The organism is Bacteroides cellulosilyticus (genome assembly GCF_020091405.1).
GTDB lineage: Bacteria > Bacteroidota > Bacteroidia > Bacteroidales > Bacteroidaceae > Bacteroides.
Window position 1 is genome coordinate 5,865,170 of sequence record NZ_CP081903.1, and the last position, 16,886, is coordinate 5,882,055.

At 41.0% G+C, this 16,886-nt stretch carries 14 protein-coding genes and 1 pseudogene; 3 read left to right on the top strand and 12 right to left on the bottom strand.

Translation table 11 applies throughout. The features are described from left to right. Nucleotides 1–7: 7 nt before the first annotated feature. Genes K6V21_RS22700 through K6V21_RS22710 form a run of 3 tightly spaced genes read left to right on the top strand, consistent with a single transcriptional unit; the run spans nucleotide 8 to nucleotide 3,516 of the window. On the top strand, nucleotides 8–1,600 hold the full coding sequence (locus tag K6V21_RS22700) for a thiamine pyrophosphate-dependent enzyme (protein ID WP_224319974.1): 1,593 nt from the start codon (nucleotides 8–10) through the stop codon (nucleotides 1,598–1,600). Nucleotides 1,601–1,604: 4 nt separating this feature from the next. Then, nucleotides 1,605–2,186, top strand: a complete 582-nt coding sequence (locus K6V21_RS22705; RefSeq protein ID WP_007217792.1) for an indolepyruvate oxidoreductase subunit beta — start codon at nucleotides 1,605–1,607, stop codon at nucleotides 2,184–2,186. A 22-nt stretch (nucleotides 2,187–2,208) separates the two neighbouring features. Further along, complete coding sequence (locus tag K6V21_RS22710; protein WP_044272092.1) at nucleotides 2,209–3,516, top strand: phenylacetate--CoA ligase family protein; 1,308 nt, start codon at nucleotides 2,209–2,211, stop codon at nucleotides 3,514–3,516. Between the two features lie 499 nt (nucleotides 3,517–4,015). Here the strand turns inward: K6V21_RS22710 and rplT are convergent, their stop codons facing one another. From rplT to K6V21_RS22770, 12 genes and pseudogenes are all read right to left on the bottom strand, one after another. Next, entirely contained in the window at nucleotides 4,016–4,366 is a 351-nt protein-coding gene (rplT, locus tag K6V21_RS22715; RefSeq protein ID WP_007214085.1) for a 50S ribosomal protein L20, read from the bottom strand. 96 nt (nucleotides 4,367–4,462) lie between these two features. Then, on the bottom strand, nucleotides 4,463–4,660 hold the full coding sequence (gene rpmI, locus K6V21_RS22720; RefSeq protein WP_007214084.1) for a 50S ribosomal protein L35: 198 nt from the start codon (nucleotides 4,658–4,660) through the stop codon (nucleotides 4,463–4,465). A 68-nt stretch (nucleotides 4,661–4,728) separates the two neighbouring features. After that, complete coding sequence (infC, locus tag K6V21_RS22725; RefSeq protein ID WP_044272088.1) at nucleotides 4,729–5,325, bottom strand: translation initiation factor IF-3; 597 nt, start codon at nucleotides 5,323–5,325, stop codon at nucleotides 4,729–4,731. Between the two features lie 122 nt (nucleotides 5,326–5,447). After that, nucleotides 5,448–7,388: a threonine--tRNA ligase gene (gene thrS, locus K6V21_RS22730; protein ID WP_224319975.1), complete on the bottom strand. Its 1,941-nt coding sequence runs from the start codon at nucleotides 7,386–7,388 to the stop codon at nucleotides 5,448–5,450. A 79-nt stretch (nucleotides 7,389–7,467) separates the two neighbouring features. Next, complete coding sequence (locus K6V21_RS22735) at nucleotides 7,468–9,507, bottom strand: tetratricopeptide repeat protein (RefSeq protein ID WP_217713564.1); 2,040 nt, start codon at nucleotides 9,505–9,507, stop codon at nucleotides 7,468–7,470. A 116-nt stretch (nucleotides 9,508–9,623) separates the two neighbouring features. Further along, nucleotides 9,624–10,178: a peptide deformylase gene (gene def, locus K6V21_RS22740; protein WP_217713563.1), complete on the bottom strand. Its 555-nt coding sequence runs from the start codon at nucleotides 10,176–10,178 to the stop codon at nucleotides 9,624–9,626. 59 nt (nucleotides 10,179–10,237) lie between these two features. Beyond that, complete coding sequence (gene ruvX, locus K6V21_RS22745) at nucleotides 10,238–10,660, bottom strand: Holliday junction resolvase RuvX (protein ID WP_007213998.1); 423 nt, start codon at nucleotides 10,658–10,660, stop codon at nucleotides 10,238–10,240. 128 nt (nucleotides 10,661–10,788) lie between these two features. Then, nucleotides 10,789–11,676 (bottom strand): annotated as a pseudogene (locus K6V21_RS22750) (OmpA family protein); the annotation flags it as partial. Between the two features lie 377 nt (nucleotides 11,677–12,053). Beyond that, nucleotides 12,054–12,803, bottom strand: a complete 750-nt coding sequence (locus tag K6V21_RS22755; protein WP_224319977.1) for a YjbH domain-containing protein — start codon at nucleotides 12,801–12,803, stop codon at nucleotides 12,054–12,056. Nucleotides 12,804–12,857: 54 nt separating this feature from the next. Continuing rightward, the gene (locus K6V21_RS22760) at nucleotides 12,858–14,369 is read right to left on the bottom strand and encodes a carboxypeptidase-like regulatory domain-containing protein (RefSeq protein WP_224319978.1); all 1,512 of its coding nucleotides are present in this window, start codon (nucleotides 14,367–14,369) and stop codon (nucleotides 12,858–12,860) included. A gap of 10 nt (nucleotides 14,370–14,379) precedes the next feature. After that, complete coding sequence (locus tag K6V21_RS22765; RefSeq protein WP_224322081.1) at nucleotides 14,380–15,378, bottom strand: hypothetical protein; 999 nt, start codon at nucleotides 15,376–15,378, stop codon at nucleotides 14,380–14,382. Nucleotides 15,379–15,737: 359 nt separating this feature from the next. Continuing rightward, nucleotides 15,738–16,859: an OmpA family protein gene (locus K6V21_RS22770; RefSeq protein WP_224319979.1), complete on the bottom strand. Its 1,122-nt coding sequence runs from the start codon at nucleotides 16,857–16,859 to the stop codon at nucleotides 15,738–15,740. Between the last annotated feature and the right edge of the window lie 27 nt (nucleotides 16,860–16,886).

A 16,886-nucleotide genomic window follows, 5' to 3' on the forward strand; every position in this document is an offset into this window, starting at 1 on the left:
ATCAGATATGAGCAAGCAACTCTTACTTGGCGATGAAGCCATTGCACAAGCTGCATTAGATGCCGGACTCTCAGGTGTTTACGCCTATCCCGGCACTCCTTCCACGGAAATAACAGAATACATCCAAATGGCACCCATTACGACTGAACAAAATATTCACAGTCGTTGGTCTTCTAACGAAAAGACCGCAATGGAAGCCGCTTTGGGTATGTCATTTGTTGGTAAACGAGCATTAGTCTGTATGAAACATGTAGGTATGAATGTAGCTGCCGACTGTTTTATCAATTCAGCCGTTACCGGTGTAAAAGGTGGATTAATCGTAATAGCAGCGGATGATCCCAGCATGCACTCTTCACAAAATGAACAAGACAGCCGCTTTTACGGTGATTTCTCACTTATTCCCATGTACGAACCAAGTAATCAGCAAGAAGCGTACGACATGGTTTATAACGGCTTTGCATTCTCTGAAAAAATCGGTGAACCGATATTATTGCGTATGGTCACCCGTCTCGCCCACTCTCGTTCAGGTGTAGAACAAAAGGCCCAACAAGTCCAGAATGAAATATCTTTCAGTGAAGACCCACGCCAATTTATCCTATTACCAGGTAATGCACGCAAACGTTACAAAGTTTTGTTGGAACGTCAGGCTGAATTCATTGAAGCCTCTGAAAGTTCTCCATATAATAAGTATATAGATGGTCCTAACAAAAAAATGGGTATCATAGCTTGCGGTATCGGCTACAACTATCTGATGGAAAACTATCCTAACGGCTGTGAATATCCTGTATTAAAGATTGGGCAATACCCATTACCCAAGAAACAACTTCTACAGCTGGTAGAAGCCTGCGATGAGATTCTGGTATTGGAAGATGGACAACCTTTCGTTGAGAAACAGTTGAAAGGTTATCTCGGCATTGGCGTTAAAATAAAAGGACGTTTGGATGGCACATTGCCACAGGACGGTGAATTAAATCCGGACAAGGTAGCGCGCACCGTAGGAAAAGAAAACAAATCAGAGTTTGGAGTGCCTTCTCTTGTAGAAATGCGTCCACCTGCACTTTGCGAAGGTTGTGGCCATCGTGATATGTATACTGTACTGACGCAAGTACTAAAAGAAGAATATCCAACTCATAAGGTATTCAGTGATATCGGTTGTTATACTTTAGGAGCCAATGCGCCATTCAATGCCATCAATTCATGTGTAGACATGGGGGCATCCATTACAATGGCAAAAGGTGCCTCTGATGGTGGTCTTCACCCTGCAGTGGCAGTCATCGGAGACTCAACTTTTACCCATTCCGGCATGACAGGACTTCTAGACTGTGTCAATGAAAATGCTAATGTTACCATTGTCATCTCAGACAATGAAACTACCGCTATGACAGGCGGTCAGGATTCCGCCGGCACAGGACGTATCGAAGCAATCTGCGCTGGTATCGGTGTAGCTCCTGAACACATTCGCGTAGTAGTTCCCCTTAAAAAGAATTATGAAGAAATGAAACAGATTATCCGTGAAGAAATCGAATATCGTGGTGTATCTGTTATTATTCCACGCAGAGAATGCATTCAAACTTTAGCACGTAAAAAACGAAACAAGTAAAACCATGAAAAAAGATATCATACTTTCCGGCGTTGGTGGACAAGGCATCCTCTCTATCGCCACAGTAATTGGTAAAGCCGCCCTTAAAGACGGATTATATATGAAACAAGCGGAAGTACATGGCATGAGCCAACGTGGCGGTGACGTACAATCCAATTTACGTATCAGTGATCAACCTATTGCCTCTGATCTTATTCCTTCAGGCAAATGCGATTTGATCATCTCACTTGAGCCCATGGAAGGACTACGCTATCTCCCCTATTTAAGTTCTGAAGGCTGGCTGGTAACTAACGAAACTCCGTTCGTTAATATCCCCAACTATCCAGCAGAAGCTGATGTGCGGGCAGAGTTGGATAAATTACCCCATAAAATCGTTCTGAATGTGGATAAGGTGGCTAAAGAAATTGGTTCTATTCGCGTAGCAAATATTGTTTTGCTTGGGGCTACCATTCCCTTTCTGGGAATTGATTATGAGAAAATACAAACCAGCATCCGCGAAATCTTCGAACGCAAAGGCGAGGCTATTGTAGAGATGAACCTCAAAGCACTGGCTGCCGGAAAAGAAATTGCCGAAAAATTAATGTAAAGACCCTCCAAAACAAACTACCATGAATAACAAATACTGGGAAGAAGACATAGAGACCATGAGCCGTGAGAAGTTGCAGGAATTGCAACTTCAGCGGCTTAAAAAGACGATAAATATTGCAGCTAATTCACCGTATTACCAAAAAGTGTTCCAAGAACATAATATCACAGCTGATAGCATTCAAAGCCTCGAAGATATTCGAAAAATCCCATTTACCACTAAAGCTGATATGCGTGCCACCTACCCTTTTGGTCTAGTTTCAGGTAATATGCAGGAAGATGGGGTACGTATTCATTCTTCAAGTGGAACAACCGGTACTCCGACTCTGATTGTTCATTCTCAGCACGATCTGGACTCTTGGGCAAACCTGGTAGCACGCTGTCTCTATATGGTAGGCATACGCAAAACGGATGTTTTCCAGAATAGTTCCGGATATGGTATGTTCACCGGAGGATTAGGTTTCCAATATGGAGCAGAACGTTTGGGAGCACTGACAGTTCCTGCTGCTGCCGGAAACAGTAAGCGACAGATTAAATTCATCACTGATTTCAAAACAACTGCGCTTCATGCTATTCCCAGCTATGCTATTCGCCTGGCAGAAGTCATTCAAGAAGAAGGTATAGATCCGACAAGCACCAGCTTAAAAACACTTGTCATTGGTGCTGAGCCTCATACAGATGAACAACGGAAAAAGATCGAACGTATGTTAGGTGTTAAAGCTTATAACAGCTTTGGTATGACAGAAATGAACGGTCCTGGAGTTGCTTTTGAATGTCAGGAACAAAACGGCATGCACTTCTGGGAGGATTGCTATCTGGTTGAAATTATTGATCCTGAAACAGGAGAACCAGTTCCAGATGGAGAAATTGGTGAGTTAGTATTGACCACTCTCGACCGCGAGATGATGCCGCTTCTACGGTATCGTACCCGAGATCTCACCCGTATTCTTCCCGGAGAATGTCCATGTGGACGCACCCACCTACGCATTGACCGTATTAAAGGACGTAGCGATGATATGTTCATCATTAAGGGAGTTAACATCTTCCCAATGCAAGTAGAAAAGATATTGGTACAATTCCCACAATTAGGCAGCAATTATCTTATCACACTGGAAACAGTAAACAACCAGGATGAAATGATTGTGGAAGTAGAACTCAGCGATCTTTCTACTGATAATTACATTGAATTGGAAAAGATACGCAAAGAGATCACACGTCAATTGAAAGACGAGATATTAGTGACTCCCAAACTGAAACTAGTGAAAAAAGGTTCCTTGCCACAAAGCGAAGGAAAAGCAGTCAGAGTAAAAGACCTACGTCAAAATCACTAATTCTTTCAAGAGATTACTCTCTCTACATAAAAAAACATCCCATGAAGCGAAATAAACTCATGGGATGTTTTTTTATGTAATAACTCCAAAGATGACGAAGTGGCATTAAAAGAAAAAAGGAACGGTAATCAACCAAGACTACCGTTCCCCTTTATAAAAAAGCCGCACCGATGATGTGATGAAACTCCGAATGACATGATTTGAGCGCTCGTCCTCTTTGTAATCCACTGACTCAAAGGTTACCCCGAAGGGCGTGGCCCGCCATTGAGAAGCGAAGCTTGTCTCGGTATTTCATAATAGTTTGATGAGTTTCCCGATCCAATCAATGCGGCTATATTTTCTACAACAAATGTAGTAAGTTTCCGTCAAAGAAACAAGGAAAAACATGATTTTGTTTCCTTCTGACAAGACATTTTATATAATATCTCCCCTAGTATAAGCAAAAAGTGCCGATTACTCATTCGTAATCAGCACTTTGTCAACTATTTGCTAAATAAACTTAAGCTGCTTTTGCTTTAGCTACGATAGCCTTGAAAGCTTCCGGATGGTTCATCGCTAAATCAGCCAAAACTTTACGGTTGATTTCGATTCCTGCTTTGTGCAAAGCACCCATCAGCTTAGAATAAGACATACCTTCCAAACGAGCTGCAGCATTGATACGCTGAATCCACAAAGCGCGGAAGTTTCTTTTCTTGTTCTTACGGTCACGGAACGCATAAGTCAAACCTTTCTCCCAAGTATTCTTGGCAACGGTCCATACGTTCTTTCTTGCACCAAAGTAGCCTCTGGTTAATTTCAAAATTTTCTTTCTTCTTGCTCTTGAAGCAACGTGATTTACTGATCTTGGCATAGTTTTACTAATTTTTGAATGTTAGCGCCATTACTTCACGCAACGGACTTAAAGCTAATGCATTCGGTTAATACTTTAAAATACTTTGTACGCTTTTTACTTCATTGCTAAGAGTTCCTTAACTTGGCTTACGTTTGTCACGTCAACTGTAGTTGAATGGCACAAGTTTCTTTTTTGCTTCTTAGTTTTCTTAGTCAAGATATGACTGTGAAAAGCGTGCTTTCTTTTGATTTTACCTGTTCCGGTAAGAGTAAATCTCTTTTTAGAACCGGAGTTAGTCTTCATCTTTGGCATCTTACTTATTTTTAAATTATTTAAATTATATGGCAACGCACTATACCTGTGGCGTTACTCATTTCTTTTTATTCTTCTGTTTCAGCCGGAGCCGCTTTCGATCCTTCTGCGGATTTCGGTGCTGCAGGCTTCTTTGGTGCCTCTTTCTTTTTTGGAGAAAGCTGAATGGTCATTCTTTTCCCTTCCAATACCGGCATTTGGTCTACTTTCGCATAGTCTTCCAAATCATTGGCAAATCGCAGCAATAGCACCTCTCCCTGTTCTTTAAACAAGATTGAACGACCTTTAAAGAATACATAGGCTTTCACCTTATCACCATCTTCCAAGAATCCTCTGGCATGTTTCAACTTGAAGTTGTAATCGTGATCATCGGTTTGTGGCCCGAAACGAATCTCCTTCACATTTACTTTAACCTGCTTTGCCTTCTGTTCCTTCTGACGCTTCTTCAGCTGATAAAGAAATTTAGAGTAATCAACGATTCGACAAACAGGGGGTTGCGCGTTTGGAGAGATTTCCACGAGATCCACCTCACGCTCTTCGGCAAGCTTTAATGCCTGAGCTATCGGATATACGTTTGGTTCTACTTCATCGCCCACTATGCGGACTTCTTTGGCACGGATTTGCTCATTAATCCGGTATTGCCCTTTTAAGCTGTCATTTTTCATTAAATAACCTCTATTTCCAGTTTGTTTCTTATTTATTACTCCCAAATTATTATTTTTTAAGTTAGATAAAAGCTATCTTTAAGACATCACTATATGCTATGCTTTTATAAGTGGGCGCAAAGTTACCATTTATTTATCATATTCTGAACTTCTTCGTTCAAAATTTTAGCAAATTCTTCAAATTTCATGGTACCCTTATCGCCTTCCCCTTGCTTGCGGACAGAAACTTCTCTATTCTCAGCTTCTTTTTCACCCACAATCAACATGTAAGGAATACGCTTCAATTCGTTATCGCGAATCTTACGTCCTATCTTCTCGTTACGCTCATCCACAATTGCACGAATATCGTATTGTTTCAAGAATTTCTTCACTTCTTGTGCGTAGTCATTGAATTTTTCGCTGATGGGCAGAATAGCCACCTGTTCAGGAGTCAGCCACAATGGGAATTTACCAGCCGTATGCTCAATAAGCACAGCAACAAAACGCTCCATAGAACCAAACGGCGCACGGTGTATCATTACCGGACGATGTTTCTGATTATCAGCGCCTGTATATTCCAATTCAAAACGCTCCGGCAAGTTATAGTCCACCTGAATGGTACCCAACTGCCAACGGCGGCCGATAGCATCTTTCACCATAAAATCCAACTTCGGACCATAGAAAGCAGCTTCACCATACTCAATTCTGGCAGTCAAGCCCTTTTCTTCACAAGCCTCAATGATAGATTGTTCAGCTCTTTCCCAGTTTTCATCGCTACCAATATATTTTTCACGATTCACTTTGTCACGCAAGGAAATTTGAGCCTCTACATTGGCAAAGTCCATGGAACGAAATACAATTGAAATAATATCCATCACACGCAAGAATTCATCCTTCACCTGATCGGGACGGCAGAAGATATGTGCATCATCCTGCGTAAAACTACGTACACGCGTTAATCCATGTAATTCACCACTTTGCTCATAACGACAAACCGTACCAAACTCAGCCAAGCGCAAAGGCAGATCTTTATATGAACGCGGAGAATTCTTATAAATCAGACAGTGATGAGGACAATTCATCGGTTTCAAGAAGTACTCCTCTCCTTCTTCGGGCGTATGAATAGGCTGGAACGAATCTTTACCATATTTTGCATAGTGGCCGGAAGTGATATACAACAACTTGTTACCGATCGGGGGAGTGATAACCTCCTGATAATCGTAACGTGCCTGGATACGACGCAAGAATTCCTGCAGACGCAAGCGCAACGCAGTCCCCTTCGGCAACCACATCGGCAGTCCTTTACCCACTGTGTCGGAGAACATAAATAAATCCATTTCCTTACCGATCTTACGATGATCACGCTTCTTGGCTTCTTCCAGCATAGCCAGATATTCATCCAACATTTTCTTTTTCGGGAATGTGATACCATAAATACGCGTCATCATCTTACGATCCTCATGTCCACGCCAATATGCACCGGCCACCGACATCAACTTAATAGCCTTGATCGGCGCGGTAGTCATCAAGTGTGGACCACGGCATAAATCCGTGAAAGCACCTTGTGTATAAGTTGTTATGCGACCATCTTCCAATTCGGAGATCAACTCACACTTATAGTTCTCACCACGGTCACCGAATTTCTTCAATGCATCCGTTTTTGAAATATTTTCTCTTACAACAGCTTCCTTCTTCGCCACTAATTCTGCCATCTTGGCTTCAATAGCCGGAAGGTCAGATTCTTTAATGACAGCTTCACCCGGATCCACATCATAATAGAAACCGTTTTCGATGGCAGGACCAATACCGAACTGAATACCCGGATACAATTCCTGTAAAGCTTCGGCCAGCAAGTGAGCACTGGTATGCCAGAAAGCGTGTTTACCCTGCTCATCTTCCCATTTATAGAGAACAAACTCAGCATCCTCATTGATAGGACGTCCCAAATCATAAATCTCACCGTTCACGCCACATGCCAGCACTTCCTGTGCCAGGCGTGAACTGATACTTTCTGCAATCTGCAGTCCCGTTACTCCTTCGTTATACTCACGTACGGAGCCGTCTGGAAATGTTATCTTTATCATAATGTTGTGTATATTTCAATTTTCAGAACGCAAAAATAGCTAATTCTTTTTTGATATTTTATTTTTTAGCAAAAAAATGTTATTCACGCGTATCGGTAAACCTCTTTATAATATTATAAGCCGATACGATACCCAATTCACCCGCCTTACTCAGATCTGTAATTCCCTGCTTGTTGTTACCCAAGAAGATATGAGTCAAACCACGGTTGAAATAAGCTTCAGCAAAATCTTTGTTCAATTCAATAGCCTTATTATAATCCTCTAATGCCCCACGATAATCTTTCAACATTGATGATACATTGGCACGGTTATAATAGCCATAAACAAAATCAGGAGCCAATTGGATGACATGATCCAAATCATTTTTCACAATATCATAATCTATTGACGTTACTTCTGGTTGTTTCTTACTATCGGAAGAAGCTCCGGGAACACCTTCAGTTAACTCAGCTTCCGCTTTTTTATATTCCAGCTGTTTGTAGCGCACCAATGCTCGCATGAAATAAGCCGGGAAGAATTTATCATCCAGCAAAATCGCCTGCGTAAAGTCATCAATGGAGCTGGCAAAGTCTTGAACCAAATAGAAGTCAAGCCCACGTAAGAAACGTTTCTTGGCATCTTTGTCATCTGCTACAATATCCGAGGTATGCGAGTCGACCAAAGCAAAATGGAATCTCACTTGTTCTTCCGTCAACGGAGCTTCCATATTAGTGATACGCAAAGGCTTCGGGAACAATTTAGAATGGTTCAACTCCTCGATATACTTATGGAAATGAACGATACGTTTTACCTCGCTTAATTTCTCATAATAGGTCAGCGCATACATCGGCTCCATCTTGATAGATACATTCCGGTCCTGTACACGTCCGCGGTAATCACTCTTATACTTCTCATCCTGCTCAGAGTCGTCAGCAATCACAATCTTCCGGTAATTGTCCATATTCTTATCGGACTTCTTACGCGTCTTACTCTTATCCTCACCATCCTGAGCATTATTATCCGCGACATCCTTATTATCTGCCGTAACTCCGTTACGTTTGTCAATCTGCATCTTCATGAGTTTGAATTCATCCTGTTCAGCTCCCTTACGATCACCGATCTTCTTACGAGCTTCAGCACGATGATAATATCCTGCCATAAAGTTGGGGTATTCATCAATCACTTTCGAATAATCACTGATTGCACCACGATAATTTCCGGTCTGTGCACGTAGCAAACCACGGTTAAAGGTTGCCATCATATTATCCGGCTCTATCTGCAGAACGAAATCAAAGTCTTCTATTGCACGGTTATCATCACCCACCTGAGCACGAAGCAAACCACGGTTATAGTGTCCGAGGAAGTTATTCGGATCAATATCCAATGCCAGATCATAATCACTCATGGCACCTCTCAAATTATTCTGATGAAAACGAGCCAATGCACGATTAATATAATTACCCGCATTCTTTGCACTCAAATGAATAGAATGATCCAAGTCAGCTTCAGCATCCGCATACTTTCCTTGTTGCAGACGGACAATAGCGCGTGCTCCCCACCCGTCAGGATCATAGCGATCCATTTCAATCGCCTTTTCAAAATCATTCAAGGCCTGTATCGTATCTTTCTGCTTCAGTGATACTTCACCACGCATCAGATAAGCACGAGTATATCTGGGCGCTATTTTCAACAATTTCCCCAGATCCTCTTTAGCTGCTCCATAGTCCTCCTTCTGCATGTGGCAAAGAGAAAGATTATGCCACAAGACAAGATTTTCCGGATCATATCTCAAGGCTGTCTTATAATCCTCTATGGCTCCGTCATAATTATTCTGCCGAATACGAGCCAACCCACGTATTTGATAAGCGCCTACCACAAAAGGATTACGTTGGATAGCAGCATTACAGTCCGCTTCCGCACCTTGAAAATCATCCAAATTAATCTTTGCCAAACCACGAAAGAAGTAAGGCTCATATAAATAAGGCTTGGCGTTAATTACTTGGTTGAAATACTGGATAGAAAGCACATAGTCTTCAAAATACAATGCGTTACGCGCGATTGTCATCACCCGCTCCGTATTGATCTGCGCACACAGCAACGTTGGAAGCAACAGGAAAGCCGTCAGTATCTTTTTTATCATCTTGTCTTATAAATGCTTGTAAACGAAACAAATTTAATGCTTTTCATTTACCTAGCAGGATTAGCGGAAGACTTTTTATATTTTTTGAGCCTTTTATACCATATTATAAGATTGGCTTATTTCACAGTTTTCACTTTATACGTGCAATGAGCCTTGCCCTTCAACATCGCATTCAGCTTTCCCTTAATCATTTGCTTACGCAGGGGAGACAAGTGATCAATAAACATCTTTCCCTCCAGATGGTCAAACTCATGTTGCATCACACGCGCCAAATAACCTTCAACAACCTCATCATGCTCCACCATATCTTCATCCATATACGTAACATGAATTTTATTACCACGTTTCACAGACTCATGGATACCAGGAAGACTCAAACACCCTTCTTCCATAGATATATCTTCACCAGATACTTCTAGGATATGAGGATTGATATATGCTTTCCGAAAATTCTTATATTCCGGATAATCTTCAGACAGTACATCCAAATCCACTACTACAACACGAATCGGAAGTCCAACTTGTGGAGCTGCAAGTCCCACACCTTCTGCATGGTCCATCGTTTCGAACATATTCGCTATTAACTCTTTCAAACCAGGATAGTCGGGAGTAATATCTTCCGCCACTTTTCTCAATACGGGCTGCCCGTACACGTAAATGGGTAAAATCATTGTTTATCTAATTACAAATTATTAAATCACTATTATATATAAGTATATATACCTTATTATTATAAGGCAAAACGTTTATTCTCCAAATAACTTTGCAGGATAATAGTCGCACTGATTTCATCTACCAAAGCTTTATTCTGTCGATCTTTTTTCTTCAGCCCGGCCTCCAGCATAGTACGATGTGCCAAAACAGAAGTAAAACGCTCGTCGACATACTCAACAGGCATTGCCGGCAATTTTTTCTTCAACAAACGAACAAAAGGCTCTATTCGCTTCATATTTTCCGAAGCTTCATTGTTCATTTGTTTAGGAAGCCCTACAAGAATGCGTTCCACCGGTTCTTTTCCTACATAATCAAGGATGAACGTCAACAGTTCATGTGTAGGTACAGTTGTCAACCCGTTAGCAATCATTTGCAACGTATCGCTGACGGCTATCCCCGTACGCTTTTTACCGTAATCAATCGCTAATATTCTACTCATAATGGGCTACAAAATTACGATTAAAATTTGATATTTGCCTCATCTGCTGTCATAATAACAAAAAAGGAGGCCTAACTCATGTTAAGCCCCCTCTCTTGTTTAGAGTTTACAACTCTTTGCCCTATATCTTATTCCAGAATTACTACTCGGTTCAAATAGTTCTTACCGAACATGTTAGCAGTACCACCGAATCCAACGAGTTCGAGCTGATCCTTATCAACACCTTCCTTAATCAATGCGTCGTAAACAGCCTGAGCACGTTTTTCAGACAACTTCTGGTTCCAGGAAGCGCTACCCGTAGCCTTGTCAGCATAACCGGCAACTTTGTACTTCTTATCCGGGTTAGCCTTCAGAATCTTGGCAGCCAACTGGATGTTAACCATACCGTAATCATCGATGCGAGCGCTACCAATCTTGAAGAAGATGGCACGAGGACCGGCAACTTCAATTTCCTTCACTACTTCCTTAGTTACAGGCTTAGCGTTAGCCAAAGCGTTCTTAGCGTTAGCCAGGTCAGCCTGAGCTTGTGCCAGTTCACTTCTGTACTTATTGATTTCGTTGTTGATAGCATTCTGATCAACTTTCGAGCCACAAGCTACGAACTTCTTGCCACCGAAAGTATAAGTAACACCTGCAGTCAGATGAATATAACCATCGGTATTAGCGCTACTATAAGCACCCAAGATTGACGGAGTAACCTGACCGCGAGCTTCTACGTCGATAGCCAAAGATCTATTCACATTAAATTTAGCTCCTACACCTACACTGGCACCAACTAACCAGCGTAAATCGTGATTAACAGGCGTAGTAGTTGCAGGGTCAATCGTTGTAGTATATTTAGTATCGCCAGTCGGAGTCGTTACACCGCCATCAGTCTTATAACCCAATTGCCAATCTGCATAATTTTTCACAATGTTAACTGAAGGACCTGCAAATACGCTCAACTCAAACAAACGATCCGGGTTATAACCACAAATCAGGTTGGTAAGGTTCAACATAGCGTCGGCGTTCAAACCTACATAGTTTTCTTTACGCTCTTTGCGATTATCCAAATCCAGGAACGGATAAGCAGTTTCCTGCTTTGATTGCCAACCATAGATTTGTCCACGAACTCCCCATATAGGAGAAATGTACTTACCCACTGACAGGTTGATCAGCGGAGTCACCGTCTTACCAAATTTGGTGTCAGGATTCGTACCAGCCTGTGCACCTACCCCCACACTGATAAAGATATTGTCCTTCCAGCTTTCACTGTAGTACTTCTCTTTAGTTTGTGCAGTGGCAACAACAGCCGCTCCCGACAACAGTAAAGATAATATTACTAATTTACTTTTCATTGTTTTTTAGTTTTTATTGTTTAACTCTTTATACTTATTCACTTTTCAGGCGAAACTTACTTCAACGTAAATCTAAACATGAGTCCGCCGGTAAAATATTTCATTTTTTGCAATTCTACCTGCGCATGCAAATGGTTGAAAAGCAAATAGGTGGCACCCAACGCAAAATCTTTCGAATCATATTCCGCTATCACCCTCAAATCCGGTGCGAAACTGGGATTGTAAGTGATACCCGCCGCTATTCCGTTCAGCTTGTACTCCTTTCTCTGATTATATAAATAAGAGAGGTGTACTCCGATTTCTTCTGTTCCTATCGGCAGATGCTTGGTTGCAGCTATATAAAAACGGCTGAAATATCCGTTTCCGCTTGATGAACCAACTACCCCACCTCCGGAAGAAGTAAACGGGTCTGATGTTCCCAGAACCACAGCCGGCATATACTTCCAGAATTGCCCTTCTTTCAAAGCTCGCAGTCGGACAGAGAAATATCTGTCCTGATTCGTAAAACCCGAGTAACCGTAAGGTTTTAAGCCCAGTGCTTCCGCTTTAAAAAGTGTGCATGTGTATGCCACTTCCAACCAGGGGAAAAAGGTCACATTCAGGTAATAGTTGTACGTATGATAGTACCACGTAGGAGGAGTTATCTCCTTGTTCATAAAGTTGGCACCCAGCATTATTGTCTTATCTTTCTGCATTTCAGCGGAAGGGGCATGCAACAATCCAGTAGTACCATAAGTTAATTGAGCCGAAAGTACAAACGCACAGCATAAAAATATGCACGTTGTTATAAATCGTTTTATCTGCATTCTTTTCAATTCGTTTATACTCCCGACTTAATTGTATAGATTGCTATCCCACGATTATTCAGGAACTACAATACCACCACCGGCATTACCACTTCCATGACCATGACCGTGACCGTGAGCATGAGATACAGTATCTACAATATAGTTACTAAGTTCAATACCATTAGCTTCTTTTACTACATTGTTAGCACCATTCAATTTCGTTAATGTACCTTCAACCGGAACATCATTAACTGTAATACTTGCCACTTCACGAGTTATCTGATTATATACACGGGTAACATCCAGTGTTTTCAACCAATTATCATAAGGAATTACGTAATCGAAATCAGTTTTTGAGTTTAATGTTTTTTCTTCTTTACCGAATTCCGCGATTACATTGACAGTCATCAAGCTTGCAATTTGCTCATAGATTGGATTACCAGCTGTCAGTCCTGCTTCTTTCAGCTTAGTCTCATAATTACCCTCTACTTCTACAGTACCGATATAATCCGTATAAGTAATGTTAAATGGTAAACCGGCCGGTTCATCATCATTGCAGATATCTACAGTGACTGTTTTAAAGAATTCTTCAAGTTTCTTAGTCTGAGCAGGATCAACCAGATTTACCGCATAGTTGATCGGTGAATCAACTTCACTATCACTTGTGCCATCGTCTTGAATCTCTATTCTCTTCTTGAATGTAATTGTTTCATTATTCGGTCCTACAATCTCAAAGACAAATGTTGCAGATTTCTTTTCTGAGTCAGCTCTTGTTACAACAGTGAACAAGTCAGCGGGAACCTCAAAATTATAAGTATAGCCTTCGTCAACTCCAAGTACCTTTGACTTTTCCTCATTATATAAGGTAATAGCTTTAGCATTATATAGAGCGCCATTAACAGTCAATACACCAGAGATTTTTACTACGCCAACGGGAGCTTTCGTCAAAGTAACGATAATAGTTTTATCCTTTCCGCTTTCAGAAGATCTAAGTTTCAGCAACTCAGCAGTTACATATTTGGTTACATAGCCTTCTTTTGTGATTTTGATTATATAAGTCTCACCACCAAGAACAGCATTGACATCTGTAACTTCAGTTCCAGATACAGTCTGAATCGTATAATCTGTACCGAAAGTCAGATTACCTAGTTCAGTATCTTTCACAGCAAGCTTATAAGTACCTTCATACTTAGGTTGCATAGCAACAAAAGCAGGATATACAGCAGTCTGACCAGCTTCAATCTTTACAACATCCACTGTAACTTTTGTATCTTCATAGTTAGCTGCGCTAACAGTGAGTTCATAAGCTTTGGGATCCGTAACTTTTGCTGTAAATCCGCCCTTGCTAACAGTTGCGGTAACATCTCCTGCTACGTTAGCGCTTGCAATGGGAGCCAAGGTTTCAGCATCAACTACTGTACCGGCAATCGTATAAACTGGAGCCGGGAGTGTAACTTCACCGGCAGGACCATTTACATCCAAGCCTTCATCCTTATAACATCCGGTTAAAAGAGCCCCAGATAAGGCTACTACGGTTAATGCCAATTTAGCATTAAAACCACTGAATAAACTTTTCTTTTTCATCTCAATAAAATTAAAAATTTAGTAATTCTGATTTAATAAAATATGGGTTAAAACTATTATTCTGCATTATATTCTCCCCCGGGTTCGCTCTATATCCTCTATAATAATACTGTTCATTGCCGGCATTGTAGGCAATTCCCATATTTTTAGATGGAGTAACTCGTGGAATATATCCTTTTCTCTTATATTTATAAGGTGGCAATGCCACTTGGAACCTGAATCCTCCGTTAGCACTTGCCCCCTCCGCTTTCATTGCGTAGAAACCTATTGAAGCATAACGAAAGTGACGAATCAAGTCGAACCTCACCCCTTTTTCTCCTAACAGATATTGTTCTACTTTCAGACTTGCCTGCACATTATAATGCGGATAATAAAAATTCGCCCCTAAAGCCCAGGTCATTCTTGTTTTCGTGCCATAGGTCCATTCAAATCCATCCCATCGTTGTGTAGCAGTCAGTCCAATCCGGCCTTCTACTGAAAACCTTTCATCCTTAAATGTATGTAGTAGTCGAAGGTCTCCTCCATAGCGTTCAGCATTAAACATTCCCAAAGTTCCGGTAAGCCATATATTATAAGGCAAGCGAACGGTTTGTTGCAATGTTAAAAAGCCCGGATGTACTCTATCGGCTCTTCGTCCATACCCGTCATTATAAACAGGAACAACAACCTGCGCCGTCAACTTCATCCCTTTCCAAAACGAAACTTCAATTGCCGGTGACAAATTAAACAGCACCTGATAAATCTGCGTTATAATCAGATTCTTCAATGAAACTTCCGGATATACCACCACATCTACCTTAAACAAAGAGCTATTCTTCCTCCCTATTTTCCGTGCTTCCTTCCACGTTCCACCCAAATCATAGCTAACATTCCAATCCCGACGACTCGCTTCCGGAACACTATCACCGATTATCGGTTTATAATAGAGAGAAATCTGAGGTATATTATTGTCTAAAACAATTACCCTACATGGCTTTTTATCCGGAAACCGGGAGAGGTATCGTTTAATCTAGTTGCATTTTGTAATATCCTGATAATCAAACAATAATGCGTTATTTATAAAAAGTAAAATATTGAGATATTTGCCGTTTTTCATGTTATGCAAAGCTTTATTGTTACCTGTTTGTTTCTCAATTCGTTTGTTGTATTTAATAATTATTTAATTATATATTTATCAAAAAAAATCATTGAAGGACTTCTTAATGTAAATAATTGATATTTCCTAATTATATTCTAATATTGCCACATAAATAATTTCATTATCAACCAGTAATTACTTGATTTCTTTATAACAAAAAAGGTGTCTAGCAATAGCTAAACACCTTTTCTCTTTTATAGAATTTCTATTATATTATAAGAAATATTATCTTATTCCAGGATTACAACTCGGTTTAAATAGTTCTTACCGAACATATTAGCGGTACCACCGAACCCGACGAGTTCAAGTTGATCCTTATCAACGCCTTCCTTAATCAATGCGTCGTAAACAGCCTGAGCGCGTTTTTCAGACAGCTTCTGGTTCCAGGAAGCGCTACCCGTAGCCTTGTCAGCATAACCGGCAACTTTGTACTTCTTATCCGGGTTAGCCTTCAGAATCTTAGCGGCCAACTGGATGTTGACCACACCGTAATCATCGATACGGGCGCTACCAATCTTGAAGAAGATGGCACGAGGACCGGCAACTTCGATTTCTTTCACTACCTCCTTAGTTACAGGTTTAGAGTTAGCCATGGCATTTTTAGCACTTGCTAGGTCAGCCTGAGCCTGAGCCAGTTCGTTTCTGTACTTATTGATTTCATTGTTGATGGCATTCTGATCAACTTTTGCACCACAAGATATAAAGTTCTTACCGCCAAAAGTATAAGTAACACCTGCGGTCAGAGATACTGCACCATCCGTGTAGGCGCTGCTCTTATTCCCAAACATAGAAGGAGATACTTCACCTCTTGCCTCAATATTGATATCCAAATACTTGCTCACATTGAACTGTCCCATCAAACCTACAGAACCGTTAATCAAAGCATTTAATTTATCTTGCTCACCATAAGCCTTTGCAAAAGTCAATCCGGGACCTGCGAACACAGATAAAGTAAATAAGCGCTCCGGATTATATCCGCAAACAGAGTTAGACAGGTTATACATAGCATCTGCACGCAGAGTGAAATACTTCTTGTTCTTAACCTCAGCATAAGTGCCTTTTATTTGTCCGCGCTCTGTATACAGTGTCGACCATAATCCGGCAACTTGTCCGCGAACTCCCCAGATAGGATTGAACAGTTTACCCACTGACACATGAATCAGTGGTGTGATGGCATGTCCGAAGCCATAATCAAAGTTGTCAGGATTAACACATGCCTGAGCTCCTACACCAGCGCTTATAAAGATATTATCTTTAAATTTTTCGCTGTAGTATTTCTCTTTGGTCTGTGCAGTAGCTGTAAGAGCTAATCCCGCCAACATGATAGATACTATACCAAATTTACATTTCATTGTTTTTTCTATTTTAAAATGATTAAC

Coding starts and splice junctions, on each gene's coding strand:
- K6V21_RS22735 (WP_217713564.1), bottom strand. CDS start 9,507: ATGATAAAAAAGATACTGACGGCTTTCCTGTTGCTTCCAACGTTGCTG.
- rpmI (WP_007214084.1), bottom strand. CDS start 4,660: ATGCCAAAGATGAAGACTAACTCCGGTTCTAAAAAGAGATTTACTCTT.
- K6V21_RS22710 (WP_044272092.1), top strand. CDS start 2,209: ATGAATAACAAATACTGGGAAGAAGACATAGAGACCATGAGCCGTGAG.
- K6V21_RS22770 (WP_224319979.1), bottom strand. CDS start 16,859: ATGAAATGTAAATTTGGTATAGTATCTATCATGTTGGCGGGATTAGCT.
- infC (WP_044272088.1), bottom strand. CDS start 5,325: ATGAAAAATGACAGCTTAAAAGGGCAATACCGGATTAATGAGCAAATC.
- K6V21_RS22700 (WP_224319974.1), top strand. CDS start 8: ATGAGCAAGCAACTCTTACTTGGCGATGAAGCCATTGCACAAGCTGCA.
- rplT (WP_007214085.1), bottom strand. CDS start 4,366: ATGCCAAGATCAGTAAATCACGTTGCTTCAAGAGCAAGAAGAAAGAAA.
- ruvX (WP_007213998.1), bottom strand. CDS start 10,660: ATGAGTAGAATATTAGCGATTGATTACGGTAAAAAGCGTACGGGGATA.
- def (WP_217713563.1), bottom strand. CDS start 10,178: ATGATTTTACCCATTTACGTGTACGGGCAGCCCGTATTGAGAAAAGTG.
- thrS (WP_224319975.1), bottom strand. CDS start 7,388: ATGATAAAGATAACATTTCCAGACGGCTCCGTACGTGAGTATAACGAA.
- K6V21_RS22760 (WP_224319978.1), bottom strand. CDS start 14,369: ATGAAAAAGAAAAGTTTATTCAGTGGTTTTAATGCTAAATTGGCATTA.
- K6V21_RS22755 (WP_224319977.1), bottom strand. CDS start 12,803: ATGCAGATAAAACGATTTATAACAACGTGCATATTTTTATGCTGTGCG.
- K6V21_RS22705 (WP_007217792.1), top strand. CDS start 1,605: ATGAAAAAAGATATCATACTTTCCGGCGTTGGTGGACAAGGCATCCTC.